Source organism: Paraburkholderia jirisanensis (assembly GCF_054782355.1).
Genome location: NZ_BAAGSQ010000033.1, coordinates 1061982 through 1076767, shown reverse-complemented (window position 1 = coordinate 1076767; position 14786 = coordinate 1061982). Strand labels below are relative to the sequence as shown.

Annotated in this window: 14 protein-coding genes; 5 read left to right on the top strand and 9 right to left on the bottom strand. The window is 63.2% G+C overall.

Features of this window, described 5'->3' with window-relative positions; translation table 11 throughout:
- Positions 1 to 90 precede the first annotated feature (90 nt).
- Positions 91 to 819: a cysteine hydrolase family protein gene (locus tag ACYVNQ_RS36815; RefSeq protein ID WP_460910557.1), complete on the top strand. Its 729-nt coding sequence runs from the start codon at positions 91 to 93 to the stop codon at positions 817 to 819.
- Between the two features lie 47 nt (positions 820 to 866).
- Here the strand turns inward: ACYVNQ_RS36815 and pdeM are convergent, their stop codons facing one another.
- Positions 867 to 1547 carry a ligase-associated DNA damage response endonuclease PdeM gene (gene pdeM / locus ACYVNQ_RS36810; protein ID WP_460910554.1) on the bottom strand — a complete coding sequence of 227 codons (681 nt, stop codon included), beginning with the start codon at positions 1545 to 1547 and terminating at the stop codon, positions 867 to 869.
- Positions 1544 to 4213 (bottom strand): ligase-associated DNA damage response DEXH box helicase, encoded by a 2670-nt coding sequence (locus tag ACYVNQ_RS36805; protein ID WP_460910552.1) that lies wholly within the window; start codon positions 4211 to 4213, stop codon positions 1544 to 1546. Before ACYVNQ_RS36805 ends, pdeM begins: the two co-directional genes overlap by 4 nt.
- 175 nt (positions 4214 to 4388) lie before the next feature.
- Here ACYVNQ_RS36805 and ACYVNQ_RS36800 point away from each other — a divergent pair, with 175 nt between their 5' ends.
- Entirely contained in the window at positions 4389 to 5561 is a 1173-nt protein-coding gene (locus tag ACYVNQ_RS36800; protein ID WP_460910550.1) for a GGDEF domain-containing protein, read from the top strand.
- A 57-nt stretch (positions 5562 to 5618) separates the two neighbouring features.
- On the opposite strand, the gene ACYVNQ_RS36795 is transcribed toward ACYVNQ_RS36800, so the two are convergent.
- A complete protein-coding gene (locus ACYVNQ_RS36795) occupies positions 5619 to 7541 on the bottom strand; it encodes an AAA family ATPase (RefSeq protein WP_460910548.1) in 1923 nt (640 codons plus the stop codon).
- Positions 7542 to 7944: 403 nt separating this feature from the next.
- Here ACYVNQ_RS36795 and ACYVNQ_RS36790 point away from each other — a divergent pair, with 403 nt between their 5' ends.
- A complete protein-coding gene (locus tag ACYVNQ_RS36790) occupies positions 7945 to 8106 on the top strand; it encodes a DUF1328 family protein (protein WP_460910546.1) in 162 nt (53 codons plus the stop codon).
- 111 nt (positions 8107 to 8217) lie between these two features.
- Here the strand turns inward: ACYVNQ_RS36790 and ACYVNQ_RS36785 are convergent, their stop codons facing one another.
- From ACYVNQ_RS36785 to ACYVNQ_RS36770, 4 genes are all read right to left on the bottom strand, one after another.
- Positions 8218 to 8511, bottom strand: coding sequence for a hypothetical protein (locus ACYVNQ_RS36785; RefSeq protein WP_460910544.1), 294 nt, complete (start codon positions 8509 to 8511; stop codon positions 8218 to 8220).
- A 167-nt stretch (positions 8512 to 8678) separates the two neighbouring features.
- The gene (locus ACYVNQ_RS36780; protein WP_460910542.1) at positions 8679 to 9560 is read right to left on the bottom strand and encodes an NmrA family NAD(P)-binding protein; all 882 of its coding nucleotides are present in this window, start codon (positions 9558 to 9560) and stop codon (positions 8679 to 8681) included.
- Between the two features lie 102 nt (positions 9561 to 9662).
- Positions 9663 to 10244, bottom strand: coding sequence for a TetR/AcrR family transcriptional regulator (locus ACYVNQ_RS36775; protein ID WP_460910540.1), 582 nt, complete (start codon positions 10242 to 10244; stop codon positions 9663 to 9665).
- A gap of 108 nt (positions 10245 to 10352) precedes the next feature.
- Positions 10353 to 10994, bottom strand: coding sequence for an HD domain-containing protein (locus ACYVNQ_RS36770; protein ID WP_460911256.1), 642 nt, complete (start codon positions 10992 to 10994; stop codon positions 10353 to 10355).
- Between the two features lie 124 nt (positions 10995 to 11118).
- Here ACYVNQ_RS36770 and ACYVNQ_RS36765 point away from each other — a divergent pair, with 124 nt between their 5' ends.
- Positions 11119 to 12138, top strand: coding sequence for a GlxA family transcriptional regulator (locus tag ACYVNQ_RS36765; protein ID WP_460910537.1), 1020 nt, complete (start codon positions 11119 to 11121; stop codon positions 12136 to 12138).
- 82 nt (positions 12139 to 12220) lie between these two features.
- Here the strand turns inward: ACYVNQ_RS36765 and ACYVNQ_RS36760 are convergent, their stop codons facing one another.
- Positions 12221 to 13237 (bottom strand): alcohol dehydrogenase, encoded by a 1017-nt coding sequence (locus ACYVNQ_RS36760; RefSeq protein ID WP_460910535.1) that lies wholly within the window; start codon positions 13235 to 13237, stop codon positions 12221 to 12223.
- Between the two features lie 375 nt (positions 13238 to 13612).
- Between ACYVNQ_RS36760 and ACYVNQ_RS36755 the strand changes: the two genes are divergently transcribed.
- Positions 13613 to 13969 carry a DUF4148 domain-containing protein gene (locus tag ACYVNQ_RS36755; protein WP_460910533.1) on the top strand — a complete coding sequence of 119 codons (357 nt, stop codon included), beginning with the start codon at positions 13613 to 13615 and terminating at the stop codon, positions 13967 to 13969.
- A gap of 131 nt (positions 13970 to 14100) precedes the next feature.
- Here ACYVNQ_RS36755 and ACYVNQ_RS36750 read toward each other — a convergent pair whose 3' ends face one another.
- Positions 14101 to 14784, bottom strand: a complete 684-nt coding sequence (locus ACYVNQ_RS36750) for a c-type cytochrome (protein ID WP_460910531.1) — start codon at positions 14782 to 14784, stop codon at positions 14101 to 14103.
- Positions 14785 to 14786 lie beyond the last annotated feature (2 nt).

Sequence of the window (14786 nt, the reverse complement as noted above, 5' to 3'; positions counted from 1 at the left end):
TTTTACTCTTTTTATAAAGCGACCGGTCATTTATTAAAGGGCGATGTTCGCTCTCCGATGATGTCATCACCTTCACGTGCAGAGGTTCTCATGAGTAACGCCAACGAGGCAGTGCAGCAGAACGCAAATCCCTACGCCGATCCGGCAGATCCGGCCTTGCCGCAGACCGGCTTCAGGCTGGATCGCCAGAAAGCCGCGCTGGTGGTGATCGATCCGCAGAACGACTTTCTGAGTCCGACGGGTGCCGCATGGTCGGTGTTCGGGCCGAGCATCACGGAGAACGACACGGTCGCGCATCTGGATCAGCTGTTCAAGACCGCGAAAGCAACCGGCCTTACCGTCGCTGTTTCGCCGCATTACTACTACCCGAGCGACCATGAGTGGCACTTCGGCGGGCCGCTCGAGAAGGTGATGCACCACATCTGCATGTTCGACCGTAAAGGGCCGACTACGCTGGAGGGGTTCGAGGGATCGGGCGCGGACTTCCTGGAAGCGTACAAGCCGTACATCCTCGACGGCAAAACGATCATCGCATCGCCGCACAAGGTGTATGGGCCCGAGACCAACGATCTCGCGCTACAGCTTCGCAAGAAGGGTGTCTCGCAGATTATCCTCGCCGGCATGGCGGCGAATCTTTGCATCGAATCGCATCTGCGCGAGCTGATCGAACAGGGTTTCGAAGTCGTGGTAGTGCGCGATGCGACTGCAGGCCCGCGGCTACCGGATGGCGACGGCTATCTCGCGGCGCTGATTAACTTCCGCTATCTCGCGCATGCGCTGTGGACCACGGAGCAGACGGTGCGCGAACTCACGCGCTGACGTGTGGTGCGCGATAGCGCGAGCGGTCGCGCCGGCGCTATTCGTCGCTAGCGTTGTTCGCGCCGTTCGCGTACCGCAATCACGCGGTGTTGTGCGACCGCGTAGATCTGCGCGTCGCCAGCCAGGTGGTTGACGACGAAGCCACCCGTGAATGCGCCAAACGCCGGCAGTACCCCGTAGCGCGACGAAAAGCGAAAGCAGGGCACGCGCACGGAGTCCGACCGGCTTGCGATCACATACACCGGGTGTTCGTGTCCCGCGAGTGCATATGCGCCGTCCACTACGCGCGGGTAATGGCACAGCGCCCACGGTCCGTGCAGCCACGGCTCCGCGACTGTCTCGACGCCGAGCGCCGGCGGCAAGTGTCCTGCGAGGCGATCGTGATTGCCTTCGACCATCACGATGCGTACCGACGCATGCCGTGCGCGCCATTGCGTCAGTGCGTCTATCGTTGCGCCCGCAAGCGATTCCCGGCCATGCAGCAGATCGCCGAGAAACACGATCGATTCCGGTTGGTACGCAGCAAGCAACGCATCGAGCCGCGCCAGATCGTCCATCGTCGAACCGCTTGGTACCGGCACGCCATGCGCGCGAAACACGGCATCCTTGCCGAAATGCGCATCGGCGACCAGCAGGCTCTTTAGATGCGGATCGAACGCGGCGCGCTGCGCAGACAACTGCAGCGAATGGCCACTCACGTCGACGGTCAAGCTCTGGAACGCGCTCACCGTGCCGCCTTGTCGAGTTCGGCCAGCATCCGTTCGATGCGGTCGGCGAGTTTTTCGGTGCTGACCTTCTCGCGGATGCGCGCAACGATCAACGGAAACGCGAACGGCGTCGGCTTTTTCGGGTGCATCAACGCGAGCCGGCTGGTGTTCATCGTATCCAGCGCGCGACTGATGCGGTCAAGTTCGAGTTCCTGCAACTGCACCTCCGTATCGGCTTGTGTGAGCAACAGGTTATCGCTGTCGTGCTTGCGAAACACTTCGTAGAATAGCCCGCTCGACGCCTGCAATTGCCGCGCACTCTTGTGTTGCCCCGGGTGCCCCTGATAGACGAGACCGGCGACGCGGGCGATCTCGCGAAAGCGCCGCATCGCCAGCTCGGAGGCGTTGAGGCTTTCGATGATGTCGTCGGCGAGGCGGGCCGATGAAAAAAGCCCTTCGGCGATCAGCGCGGCCCAATCGAATGGTTGCGACGACAACAGCTCGAAGCCGTAGTCGTTCGCGGAGATCGAGAACGTGCCCGGTTGATGTCGCGCCGCACGCCAGCCGAGCAGCGACGCAAGACCAATATGCGCGATGCGGCCCGCAAACGGATAGCAGAAGAAGTGGTGGCCCTCGCGCGAGCGCAACGCCTCGACGACCAGCACGCCGGCTTCCGGCAATGCCGACCAGCTTGCCTGCAATTCCAGCAACGGCCGCACGGCAATCATCTCCGGCTCGACATACACGCCGCGGCCCGCTTCCGCGAGCATCGCCAGCGTGGCATCCGCCAGCTCGGACGACAACGGCATCTTGCTGCCCGCCCACTGCGGCATCGCGCCGCGCGACGAACTCGCACGCCGCACGTAGGCGGTCATATCGCGCACCCGCACCAGTTCGAGTGCGCGGCCGCCAAACGTGAACACGTCGCCGGGCTTGAGCCGCGAAATGAACGACTCTTCCATCGACCCGATGCGTCCGCCGGTCAGCCACGCAACGTGCAGCGTCGCATTGGCGACGATGGTGCCGACGTTGTTGCGGTGTCGCCGGATCAGATCCTCGCGCGGCACGCGATAGACGCCGTCGGCGTCGCGCACCACCCGGTGGAAATCCGGATAGGCGGACAGCGACGTGCCACCGCGCTCGACGAATGCAAGCGCCCAGTCGAATTCTGCCGGGCTCAGGTCGTGGTACGCGAAGCTCGTGCGCACTTCGTCGAACAGTTCGGGCGCGGTGAAGCCGCCGCCGATCGCGACCGTGACGAGATGCTGGACCAGCACGTCGAACGGCTTGCGCGGTGTGTCGCGGCCCTCGATATGCCGCGCCTGAACGGCGCGCCGCGCCGCGGCGGCTTCGACCAGTTCGAGCGCGTGGGTCGGCACGATCGAGATGCGCGACGCGCGGCCTGGCGCGTGCCCGGAGCGTCCGGCGCGCTGCATCAGCCGCGCGACGCCTTTGGGCGAGCCGATCTGAAACACCCGTTCGACCGGCAGAAAATCGACGCCGAGATCGAGGCTCGACGTACATACGACGGCTTTCAGCTTGCCGTTTTTCAGGCCGTCCTCGACCCATTCGCGCACTTCCTGTGCAAGCGAGCCGTGATGCAGCGCGATCAGGCCGGCCCAGTCCGGACGCAATTCGAGCAGCGCCTGATACCAGATCTCGGCTTGCGAGCGCGTATTCGTAAACACGAGCGACGTACGCGCTTCGTCGATACCCTGCGCGACCGGTTCCACCTGACGCGTACCCAGATGGCCGCCCCATGGAAAGCGTTCGATCGTCGCGGGAATCAGCGTATTGACGATCAGCGTTTTCGGCTGCATGCCGCTGACCGACGTGCGCGGTGTGCGGACCGGCGCGAGCAGTACGTCTGCTGCGAAGCCGAGATTGCCGAGCGTCGCCGACAGCCCCCATACCTGCAGATCGGCACGCCAATGTGCGAGGCGCGCGATCGCGAGCTGGGTCTGCGTGCCGCGTTTGTTGCCGAGCAGCTCGTGCCATTCATCGACGACGACGACGCGCACGTGCTTCAGTTCATCGCGCGCATCGCTGCGCGTGAGCAGCAGTGTGAGGCTTTCCGGCGTCGTCACGAGTGCGCTCGGCATGCGCCGGCTTTGGCGCGCGCGTTCGGTCGAGCTGGTGTCGCCGGTGCGCAAGCCGACGGTCCATGGCACCGCGAGCTCGCGTGCCGAGCTTTGCAGCGCGCGGGCGGTGTCGGCGGCGAGCGCGCGCATCGGCGTGATCCACAGCACTGTCAGCGGATCGGCGAGTGCGCGCGGGGTGTGAGCGGCGAACGCGGCCAGCGCGCCGAACCAGACGGCCCATGTTTTGCCGGCGCCGGTGGTGGCATGCAGCAGGCCGCTCGAGCCGGCTGCGAGCGCGCGCCACACTTCATGCTGGAATTCGAATGGCTGCCACGTACGTGCGTCGAACCATTGCTGCAGACGCGTATCGAACGGCACGTCTGCTTTGGCGGGATCCGGTAGATAGGCGGCGGAGGTGAACGTGTCGCGCGTGGGCTCGGCGCGCGTCTTCGGTATGCGGCGCGGGCGAGGCGCGCGAACACGCGGCGACGCGGCGGGCGCTGTGTCGATGTCGGCTTCGGCCTCGACAGCTTCGTCAGCGCGCTCCTTGCCGGTAGCGGCTTCAATGCGCGCTGCGGTGCGCTCGGAATCGATCGGATCGGTCATGGGGCAACATGCGTATGCGATGCTCGACGTCGCCCGCGGTTCAGGCGATCTGCATAAGTTAGCATCGCGCATGCCCGCTGCAGGACTACCGAATGATGCCGCAGTCCTGCCGGATTTTCCGGGTAAAATGCGTCTGCCCGCCGCAATGCACTAGCGCTGCGCTTTCACGTCCGCGATGCACGTCGATCTTATAACCCTTTATCTCCTTGCGATCGGAACGCTTCTGGCCAGTTCCGGCATGACGCTTTGGGAGCGCCGCAGTCATCCTCAACGCCGCAAGGCGTTGACGCTATTGGCTGCTGCCTATGCCACGCTTGCCGTCGGCTGCGCGGTCGCGTCGTTTCGTCACGACTTGCCCGGCGTGACAGGCTCTGCATTGAGCAACCTGATCATCGTCGCCGGCTATCTGTTCGTTCTGCAAGGGGTCGCGTCGTTCAGCGGGCGCCGTTACGTCGGCGTGTCGCTGGCCATACTCGTTGCACTCGCACTGACGTGGGCAATCGCCGGTGCCAAGCGGCTCGACCTGATGTGGAATTACCTGAGCGCGATTCCGATTGCGCTGGCTTGCGGTATGACGGCGCGCGAGCTGATGCGCATCGACGGCATGAAATGGCTGCAATCGCGGCATATTCCGGCAATCGTGTCGGGCGGACATGCGCTGTTCTATGCGTTCAGGGCATTGGTGCTGCCGTGGCTGGTGGCAATGTATGGTCGGGAGTGGCTGATCGAGACCGGCAAAATCACGATGTACGAGGGCGTGTTGTACTCGGTCGTGTTGCCGATGACCTTGCTAAGGCTCGTGCGCGAGGAAGCGCACGGCGAGCTTTTGCGTGAATCGCAAACCGATTATCTGACGGGCCTCGGCAATCGCAGATGGTTTTTCGAACAGGGTTCGCGGGCGATGCGCGAGGTCGGATCGCAGCCGGTTGCATTGCTGGCGATCGACCTCGATCACTTCAAGTCGATCAACGATCGTTACGGCCACGAAACCGGTGACCTGGTGCTGAAGTCGTTTGCGCAGGTCGCTCAAGGCGTGTTGGGACCCGACGCGATTGTCGCGCGCATCGGCGGCGAAGAGTTCGCGGCGCTGCTGCCTCAGCATGACAGTCTTCGCGCGCAAGAGGTGGGTGAGGCCGTCGTCAGGCGTTTCGCCGCGACGATCTCGCGTCGGATCGATGGTGTGGCGATTCAGGCTACCGTCAGCATCGGCCTCGCGTATTCCACCGGTGGCGTGCCCGTGCTCGCCGATCTGCTGGCCGCCGCCGATCGCGCTTTGTACGCGGCGAAAGCGCACGGCGGCAATCGGCTTGAGCTCGCGCAGAACGACGCGCGCGAGGCGGCGGCTTAGTCAGCTAGTCAGCTTGGTGAGCTTACGGCGAACGGCGCAGCCGATGCGGATAGCTCACTACGCCGCGGCGATTTCGGTCACCGTCGCGGATTGCGTCACCGTCATCGCTGCCGCGTGCTCGCGAATCAGGCGATAAACCGTTTCGCCCGGCACCGTCTCCACTTCCAGCAACTGCGTTGCGATCGCGCGCAGCACCGGCTCGTTGGCCTGCAGCAGCTCAAAGCATGCATCGTTCAGCTCGTGCAGCAGCACGTTGGCATGTTCGATCGCGTTCTTCAATTGCAGGCCGGCATACTGCTGCGGCAAGGCCGCAAGGCTGAACAGATTGCCGTCGACGTTAAAGCCGTGCTTCGACACCATATCGAGGCTGATGCGCGACGCTTCCTGCAGATCCTGCGCCGCGCCGCTGGAGGCTTCGTCGAAGATCAGCAGCTCGGCATTGCGCCCACCGAGCAATACCTGAATCTCGTTGCGCATTTCCGTTTCGCGATACAGGTACTTGTCCTGCGTTTTCGTGATCAGCGCGACACCCAATGCGCCGCCACGCGGCAAGATCGTCACTTCTTCGAGCACGCCGGTGTTGAGCAGCGCGGCTACCAGCCCGTGGCCCGCCTCGTGGATCGCGATGCGCGTGCGTTCGTCGTCCGACAGCGCGCGCTCCGCACCATTGATGTCGCCGATGCGGGCAATCTTGATAGCCTCGATAAAGTGCGCGGCGCTCACCTGATATTCGCCTGCCTTGCGTGCCACCAGCCCAGCCTGATTCACGATCATCGACAGCGTGGCAGGCGACAGGCCGGTGGTCAGACGCGCGAGCTGCACGAAATCGACGTCGTCGGCTTTCGTCTTCAGGTTCGCCGCGTAGAAGCGCAGGATCTTCGCGCGGTCTTCGAGATCCGGCAGCCGCACCTGTACCGTGCGGTCGAAGCGGCCAGGCCGCCGCAGCGCTTCGTCGAGGTTGTCCGGATGGTTGGTCGCCGCCACGATGACCACGCCTTCGTTCGATGCAAAGCCATCCATTTCCGCGAGCAGCTGGTTGATGATGCGATTGCTCTCCGCCTCCACCGGACCGCCGCCGGTATCGGTGCGCTTGCCCAGGCCATCGGCTTCGTCGATGAAGATCACCGTCGGGGCATTCTTGCGCGCCAGTTCGAACAGATGCTTGACCTTCTGAATGCCGACGCCGTAATACTTCGCGCTGAAATAGCTGCCGGTAATCGCGATGAAGTTCGCGCCGCATTCGCCGGCGAGCGCCTGCGCGAGCCGTGTCTTGCCGACGCCCGGGCCGCCCGTCATCAGAATGCCGCAGGGCGCGCGTACGCCGAGGCTGCTGAAGCGTGCGGGCTCGGTGAGCCATGCCTGCACGTCCGCCAGCGCCGCCTTGGCTTCGCCTGCGCCGATCACGTCGTCAAAGCGCAGCGTCGGCGCCCTCGCAAGCAGTTGCGCGCCGCCGGTCATTTCACGGCGCATGAACCACAGGATGCCGCCGATCATCAGCACCGGCAGCAGCAGGCTCAACGCATCGCGCAGGTGATCGAACGAAGCGCTCCAGCGCGCGATGCCGGTTTGCACATTCGCGTCGGGCAGCCAGACCAGCTGATACGGCGACGTGCCGCCCGGCTTCAGCTCGCCGAGCAGCAGCGAATTCGAAAATGCGCCGTTATGGTCGGTCACATAATATTTTTCGCCGTGCAGCGTGGAGACGAGAATCGCATCGCGGCTTACGCCGATGGCGGCGACATCGTGATCGCGAATATCGCGCAGCATTTGCGAAGCGTCTTTCTCGCGGTGCGTCCATGCCGATGCGTCGTGGCGCATCTGGCTCGCGATGCCGGTTAGCGCGACCGGCTGGGTCGGCGCGATGCGCTGCTGATAGCGCCAATGGACAAACGTGACGGTCGCCGCGAGCGCAGCCGCTGTCACACCGAAGATCGCATAGCGACCAAAGCGTGACCAGAGTGAATTTCTTGCCGGTTTCATCAATCAATTCCTGAGCGCGCCGTTGGGGCGGCGCGGAAAATCTATAGTCGGAGGATTGGAGCACTCGAACGCGTCGCGTTCGCGTATCGATGGTGCCCAATGCTCCCGGCGCGCGGCGCGGGGCTGAAACAGGCAAGACGATCGAGCGCAGACTGCTATGGTCAACAATGCAAACACGACCCTATTATTTGCATTGCTCCAACGCCATTATGCCGGGACTGCGCGAAGCGCAATAACCAGGAAAAGCACAAGAGTTGCGCTCAATCCAGCGATTTATCGGGTTTGCACGGCCATGCACGATCGGTAGAGGCCGCGTGCGACGAGGAACGGTATTTGCGACAGCAGGGACGCCGCCTGTGTGCATTGGGGTGCACGGCACATCTGAAACGACGGAGGTCACACCATGCTGTACTACGCGCTGGTTTTTTTCATCATCGCGATTGTTGCTGCCGCGCTGGGCTTTGGCGGTATCGCGGCGGGCGCCGCCGGCATCGCCAAGCTGCTGTTCTTTATCTTCCTGATTATTTTCCTCGTGACGCTGGTGATGGGTGTGATGAGGCGTTGACGCTAAAGTCGACGTGCGACGCCGGTCCGATCTTTTAGAGGTCGGACCGGCGTCGTTGTTACTGGAGAGAAGTTCAGGCGCCGAGACTATCCGCCATGCTTGCCTGTCGGGCTATTTCCCTTGGATCAGCAAGCCCAGCGGGGCGAGCGGACCCACCTGCATAAACTCATATTTCGCGAAGCCATTCACCACGAGCGGCAACTCATTGACCGTTGCCTTTGCTTCGTCGACCGATTCGACGTTCATCAGAAAGATCACGCCGGGCGCATCGTGCCGATACCAGAACTGCTCGATCTTGCCGTCGAGATAGTGCTTGAGGGTGGCGGGCACTTCGTTCGGCATGATCTGCTGGCGCTCCTCCGGCGACAGCGGACGGGTGATGGATGCGATCGCGAAGACTTTCATAAAAGGTCCTTGTACAAGGGTTAATCGAGTGTGACAGCGCAATGAGTCTAGTCTGCAGACCTGCCGATTGGTACCGTCACAAACGCCAACTTTAGGGTCATTCGCGCCATGCGAATTGCCGTGCTCGCACTCGGCGGGCTGCTCGACACGCCGCATGCAATGCCGCGTTACACGTTAAATGCCTGACGATTCGCGGCAACGTATGCTGCGGTGGATTGCGGCGCTTTACCCGTGATCTTCTCGATCACATCGTTGGTGCCGGCAAAAATACCGTTCTGGTAGTCGACGGCCACTTCGATGAAGTGCTGGATGATGAAATCGGGCAGGTCGTACTTCTGCAAGTGCTCGCGATACTGCGCAAGGCTGCTCGGGCTATAGACGATCTTGCGGCCAAGCTCGTTGCCGACCACTTCGGCAATCTCCTGCTGGCTGAGTTCGACCGAACCATACAGCGGATAAATCTTGCCGACGTGTCCAGACGGATTGGCAAGCAGCGTGGCGATCACCCGCGCCTGATCGGCTGCGGAAATCGGCGCATGACGTCCGTTGCCGTACGGCAGCGTGATCTTTCCTTCGTTGACGATCGGGTCGCGCACCCACGGGAACACCAGCCATTCGGAGAAGAACGTCGGGCGAATATGGACGGTCGGCACGCCCGACCAGTCGAGCACGCGCTCGGCGATCCAGTGATCGCGCGCCGCATTGCTTTTGGCGTTCTCGCGCGCCGAGATCTGCGACATGTTCACCACCACGTCGAGCTTCGCGCGGCGCGCGGCGTCGGCGAAATACGCGGTTGCCTGGATGAACCCGGGGCGCACCGGGTAGCACAGGTAGGCGCCCGATACACCCTCGGTCGCGCGAATCGCATCGTCATGCACCAGCAGATCGCCCACCACCACCTCGGCGCCGAGCGCGCGCAGCGTATCGCTGCGCGCGTCGTCGCGATGGACGAGGGCGCGCACCGAGTGGCCGTCGTTGATCAGGTTTTGAGCCGTGTGCACGCCGGTTTTTCCCGTGGCGGCGGTGACCAGCAATTTACGTTGTTGCATGATGAGATGCTCCGTTTTCAAGGTAGTCGCACTCGCGGTGAGCACGGGGTTGAAGTGCGTATGCACATTTGACGATAAAAAAACCGTGGCTTCCCTTTTCGCTCAGGTCGCCGGCAATGCTTCGAGGTGTTGTTTGACCTGCTGCAAGATGAGTGCGGACGCATCGCGATCCACCGCGATGCGGGACATCGTGACGGCGCCGATCATCGCCGCGAGTGCGAAAACCGCTTGCGAACGATCGTCCTCCGACTGTGGATCGATCAGACGCTTTGCTATTACGTCGACCAGTTTGTTCAAGCCGTCGGATGCCGCCGTGCGCGTAGTGTCGTCGGCACGGGCCAGCTCGCTGCCCATCGCGGCAAGCGGACAACCGCCGACGCTGTTGTCGCGATGCGCCGTCGACACATAACGCTCGACGATGGCGAGAAAACCGTCGGCGCCGTCGCGATCGCTCGCCGCATCTTCCAGTACGCCGACGATCGATTTGACGCCGGCCGCGCATGCCTCGGCAACCAGATGATCTTTAGATTCGAAGTGCCGGTAAAACCCGCCGCGCGTCAGTCCGGCGGCTGACATCAGATCGTTGAGGCCGGTTGCGCGGATGCCGTTGAGGCGGAACTCGCGGGCCGCGACATCGATGATGCGCTGACGCGTTTCGGCAGTTTCGACCTTCGATTTCTTCATGGCTTCCGGTACTCCGTCGCTGATGTTGTTTTAGATGATAGTTTGAATCTAAAACAACATCAAGCAACGCGACGGAGTTTTCGACGCGCGGCCTGGCAATAATGAATTTCAACTGTCGAACGGCGCGGCGTCGATCAGGTCGCAGACGTCCGGGCAGTCGAAGCCATGGACATGACGGCGTCCGATATCGGCGAGGCCGGTGCCGATCGCGGTATGAGGCTTGTTCCTCGCCACCTCGGCCAACGCTTCGGTAAACGCGGCTTTCATGCCCAGACGCGGGTAGAGGGCGAGCGTGTCCTCGACCAGCGCGGGCGTGATCTCGTCCAGTCGCAGCCCCATCACGTCGACATGCGCGCCGAAATGGATCAAGGCAATCTCCGGCTGTTTGCGCTCGGCAATGCCGGCCGACGAGTGAAGGGCGATCGCATCCCACACCAGTTCGGCTTTCGCTTGCGGGTAATCGTTCGCCAGCAGAAAGCGGCTGGCGGCATCGGCGCCGTCGACTTCGAAGCGCTGATCGGCGGCGAATTCGCGGGTGAGGCCGAGGTCATGCATCAGTGCCGCGAGATAAACAGCCTCGCGGTCGTATTTCAAACCATGTTTCCTGCCGAGAAACGCGGCGAACCACCACGTGCGATGCACGTGGTGCAGCAGCGGTCTGGTATGAACCCGCGTAACGAGCGCGGTGGCTTTGCGAGTGAGTTCGGAGTCGGGAGCGCTGATTCCCCCGATGGCGGCAAGCGTATTCATAGGGCCTGGGCAGATGGAAGTTGACATGGGTTCGAATGTAGCGAGTTGCGGGTTGGCAAAAATGACTGTTTTCGGATGATTTGTGCCAATATCCAGCAACCCGAATCCGCACGGCGAGGTACCGATGACAACCATTCAACGCACGAAGCCACGCACCCCGCTCGCAGGCGCGGCGCGCAAACGGGTGGTGATTCTCGGCTTGCCGCCGGTCGACGCGCTCGACGTGATCGGCCCCGCGGAAGTATTCGCCTGCGCCAACCAGCTGCGCGATCCGGCGCCGTACCTGCTCGAACTGGTATCCGCGGGTTCCGACGTGAACCTCGCGAGCGAAGCCGGTATCGGCCTGAGCGGCCACAAAACGCTTGCGCAGGAGCGCCGCTCCAGCAAGCCGATCGACACATTGCTCGTGACCACCGGCTTCAATTCGCTCGATCAGCCCGACAGGGCCGCGATAGCGTGGCTTCGCAAGCGCTTTCCGGCGGTGCGCCGGGTCTGCTCGATCTGTGTCGGCGCGTTCGTGCTTGCCGAGGCAGGCTTGCTCGACGGCCGCCGCGCAACCACGCATTGGCGGATGGCGCAGCGCCTCGCCGACCGCTATCCGCAAGTGTCGGTCGATCCTGCGCCGATCTGGGTGAAAGACGGCAAGCTGTACACGTCGGCCGGAATATCGGCGGGAATCGATCTTGCGCTCGCGCTGGTAGCGGAAGACCTCGGCGACGAGCTCGCACTCGAGATTGCCAGGAACCTCGTGCTGTTCCTGCGCCGCCCCGGTGGACAGGCGCAGTTCAGCGTCGCGCTTCAGTCGCAGCGTGCGACGGGCTCGAGCCTGAGCGAGCTGGGCGTGTGGATCAGCGAGCATCTGCAGAGGGAACTCACCGTCGAACTGCTAGCTGGCCGGCTGTCCACCAGCGTGAGGACATTGATCCGCATGTTCCAGCGGGAACTGCAGACCACACCGGCGAAATACGTCGAAGACGTGCGGCTCGAAGCCGTGTGCCGGGCGCTCGAACAAGGAGCGCGCTCGATGGACGAGATTGCGCGCCGCTGCGGCTATCGCAGCGTGGACGTGCTGAGAAAGGCCTTTATGCGGCGCTTCGGTGTGAGTCCCAGAGAATACGCGAGCCGTTTCGCGGCGGACGGTTAAAGCCACGCGCGCAGTGGCGAGGCCGCCGTCGCGCGTATGTCGCGATGGCGGCCTCGATGCGAAATACCGCGAAAGCTACGGACTAACCCATCGTCAGCACAACCCTGAAGCGCGCGGCGCCGCTGATCATCCGTTCATAGGCTTCCGGCGCACGCTCGAGTGGGTAAGTCTCGATCATCGGCTTGATGTCGGAGAGCGCGCTGAAGGCGAGCGTGTCTTCGGAATCGGCCGACGTGCCGGATGGCCAGCCCCTCACCGCATCGCGTCCCATGATGAACTGCGCACCCGACACGTGTATCGGCTCCTGCGCGATCCCCACCACCAGCATCGTGCCGTCGAGCCCCAGGCCGCCTAGCGCAGCCGTCATCGCGTCGGAGTTCGTCACGGTGGCGAGGATGATCTTCGCGCCGCCGAGCGCTTTCAGTGCATCGGCAACGTTCTCCTTGCGGCTGTCGATGTAATGATGCGCACCGAGTTCCTTCGCAAGCGGCGCCTTGTCCTCACCGCGTGCGATTGCGACGGTGCGAAAGCCCATCTTCCGCGCGTATTGCACGCCGAGGTGGCCGAGGCCGCCGAGGCCAAGAATCGCGACGGTGTCGCCGGCACGCGCGCCGCTGTTGCGCAGCGCATTGAAGGTCGTGATGCCGGCGCAAAGCAGCGGCGCGGCGTCGACGTCGGCGAGATCCTGCGGCATGCGGGCGAGCGCTTCGACCGGCGCGACCATATATTCCGCGTATCCGCCGTCGTAGCTGATACCCGGCACCTGGGCCTTCTCGCACAGCACGAAGATGCCGCGCCGGCAATTCGCGCAATGCCCGCAATGTCCGCCATGCCAGCCGACGCCCACACGGTCGCCGGCTTTCCAGCTTTCGACGTCCGGGCCGATGGCTTCGATCACGCCCGCTACTTCATGCCCCGGCACGCGCGGATACTGGATACCCGGCCACTCGCCGTCTTTGGTCATCGAGTCGCTATGGCAGATGCCGCATGCCTGCACCTTGACCAGCGCCTGATGCGGGCCGGGTGCCGGTATCTCGAGTTCCACCAGTTCGAGTGAGCCGCCTGCGCTGCCTACCTGTACCGCTCTCATCTTTCGCATCGGGTTAGCTCCAGTTGAAGAACAGTTCGCCCGACGCGGCCGCGACCCGCTTCAGCGAATCGGCCGTGAATCGTCAGACCACCTGGTGCCGGGCGCGCCAGCCGGGTCCGTCTTCGATAGTAGGTCGCAAGACGGGTACGGGCAAATTCACCCGCACGCGGCATGTGCGACTTGTGCGGCTGGTGCGCTATGCGTGGCGACGGTCGCACGGTCCGCAGGCAAGGAGCCGCATCGCATGCCACACGCATCGATGCGCGCCGCTGGTGCATCGGCAAATTCTGCGCAACAAGGCTGTAAGCGTCGGCAAGCGCGCGAGCGCTGGCACACCGCGTGCAACGGGTCACCACGTAGCACTCAACTCATGGGAGAACGATGATGAAGACGATCAAACAGATGGCCGCAGTGGCGGCACTCGTTGCGACTCCGCTCGTCGCTTTCGCGCAGTCGGATATGCAATCGAACGATTCGCTGAGCCGCGCGCAGGTGAAGCAGGATCAACTGCAGGTGGAACGGGCGGGTTACAACAACTCGGTGGGCGACCAGACCTCCTATCCGCGCGAGGCGCAGGCGGCTGAAGCCCGCATCGGTACGGAGCAGGTCCGGGAGGCGGAAGGCGGCGGGTACGGCGGCGTGATGCCGGGCTCATCGGCTTCGGGCTCGCCGGATATGCCGATGCAGCCGGCGCATACCGGGGGCGCGACCGGCACGAAGCCGGTGTATTTCGGGCATTAAGTCGTGGCGACAAGCGCTGCAACAAGCGGTGGCAACAAGCGGTAAATGTCGCGGCCGGGCGGTGCGGCACTCAGTCTCCACCGCCCTTGGCCGCTTGCAACCTGGTCTGCTATTTCGCGTCCTCGCGCCCGTTACTTCAACGACGCCACATAACGCGCGACATCCTGCACATCCTTCGCATTCAACGGATTTGGATAGAGCCGCGGCATGATGCCGCGCGGCTCGCGAATGCGCGCTTCGATATCGGCGGTCTGATACCGTCCAGAGATGCCGATCAACGTCGGACCGACACCGCCTTCACCGTTTTGCCCGTGGCACGCAGCGCAATTCGCCTTGTAGACCGATGCGCCATGCACCGCAACGCCTGCCGCTGCCTGCGTAGTGGAGCTCGCGCCTGCGCCTGTCTTACCCGACGCCTTACCGTCGTTCAACAACGCGATGCTGTCGAGCGGCGGTCCAGGCGGAATCGAAGCGAGATAAGCGTGAATCCGCGCGATGTCGTCATTCTGCAGGATCTTCTCGCTGAACACCGGCATCTGGCCTTTCGGGTTGTGCACGTATGCCTGCATCGCTTCGAGCGGGATCGGATGCGGCGCAAGCGCAGGGCCCGTCGTCATGCTGCCTTGCCCGAATATCCCATGACATTCGTAGCAACCCTTTTGCATAAAGAGCGCACGGCCCGCCTCGACGTCGGCACCCGCATCGGTAGCTACGTTGCCATCCGCGTGCGACAGCATCGGCCATCCACAGGCAACGATCGTTGCCGCAGCGGCCACCGCGATCCGGACCATTGAAGAACCAGAATAAGATTTCATCG

Coding starts and splice junctions, on each gene's coding strand:
- ACYVNQ_RS36815 (WP_460910557.1), top strand. CDS start 91: ATGAGTAACGCCAACGAGGCAGTGCAGCAGAACGCAAATCCCTACGCC.
- ACYVNQ_RS36805 (WP_460910552.1), bottom strand. CDS start 4,213: ATGACCGATCCGATCGATTCCGAGCGCACCGCAGCGCGCATTGAAGCC.
- ACYVNQ_RS36800 (WP_460910550.1), top strand. CDS start 4,389: ATGCACGTCGATCTTATAACCCTTTATCTCCTTGCGATCGGAACGCTT.
- ACYVNQ_RS36795 (WP_460910548.1), bottom strand. CDS start 7,541: ATGAAACCGGCAAGAAATTCACTCTGGTCACGCTTTGGTCGCTATGCG.
- ACYVNQ_RS36790 (WP_460910546.1), top strand. CDS start 7,945: ATGCTGTACTACGCGCTGGTTTTTTTCATCATCGCGATTGTTGCTGCC.
- ACYVNQ_RS36785 (WP_460910544.1), bottom strand. CDS start 8,511: ATGAAAGTCTTCGCGATCGCATCCATCACCCGTCCGCTGTCGCCGGAG.
- ACYVNQ_RS36780 (WP_460910542.1), bottom strand. CDS start 9,560: ATGCAACAACGTAAATTGCTGGTCACCGCCGCCACGGGAAAAACCGGC.
- ACYVNQ_RS36775 (WP_460910540.1), bottom strand. CDS start 10,244: ATGAAGAAATCGAAGGTCGAAACTGCCGAAACGCGTCAGCGCATCATC.
- ACYVNQ_RS36770 (WP_460911256.1), bottom strand. CDS start 10,994: ATGAATACGCTTGCCGCCATCGGGGGAATCAGCGCTCCCGACTCCGAA.
- ACYVNQ_RS36765 (WP_460910537.1), top strand. CDS start 11,119: ATGACAACCATTCAACGCACGAAGCCACGCACCCCGCTCGCAGGCGCG.
- ACYVNQ_RS36760 (WP_460910535.1), bottom strand. CDS start 13,237: ATGCGAAAGATGAGAGCGGTACAGGTAGGCAGCGCAGGCGGCTCACTC.
- ACYVNQ_RS36755 (WP_460910533.1), top strand. CDS start 13,613: ATGAAGACGATCAAACAGATGGCCGCAGTGGCGGCACTCGTTGCGACT.
- ACYVNQ_RS36750 (WP_460910531.1), bottom strand. CDS start 14,784: ATGAAATCTTATTCTGGTTCTTCAATGGTCCGGATCGCGGTGGCCGCT.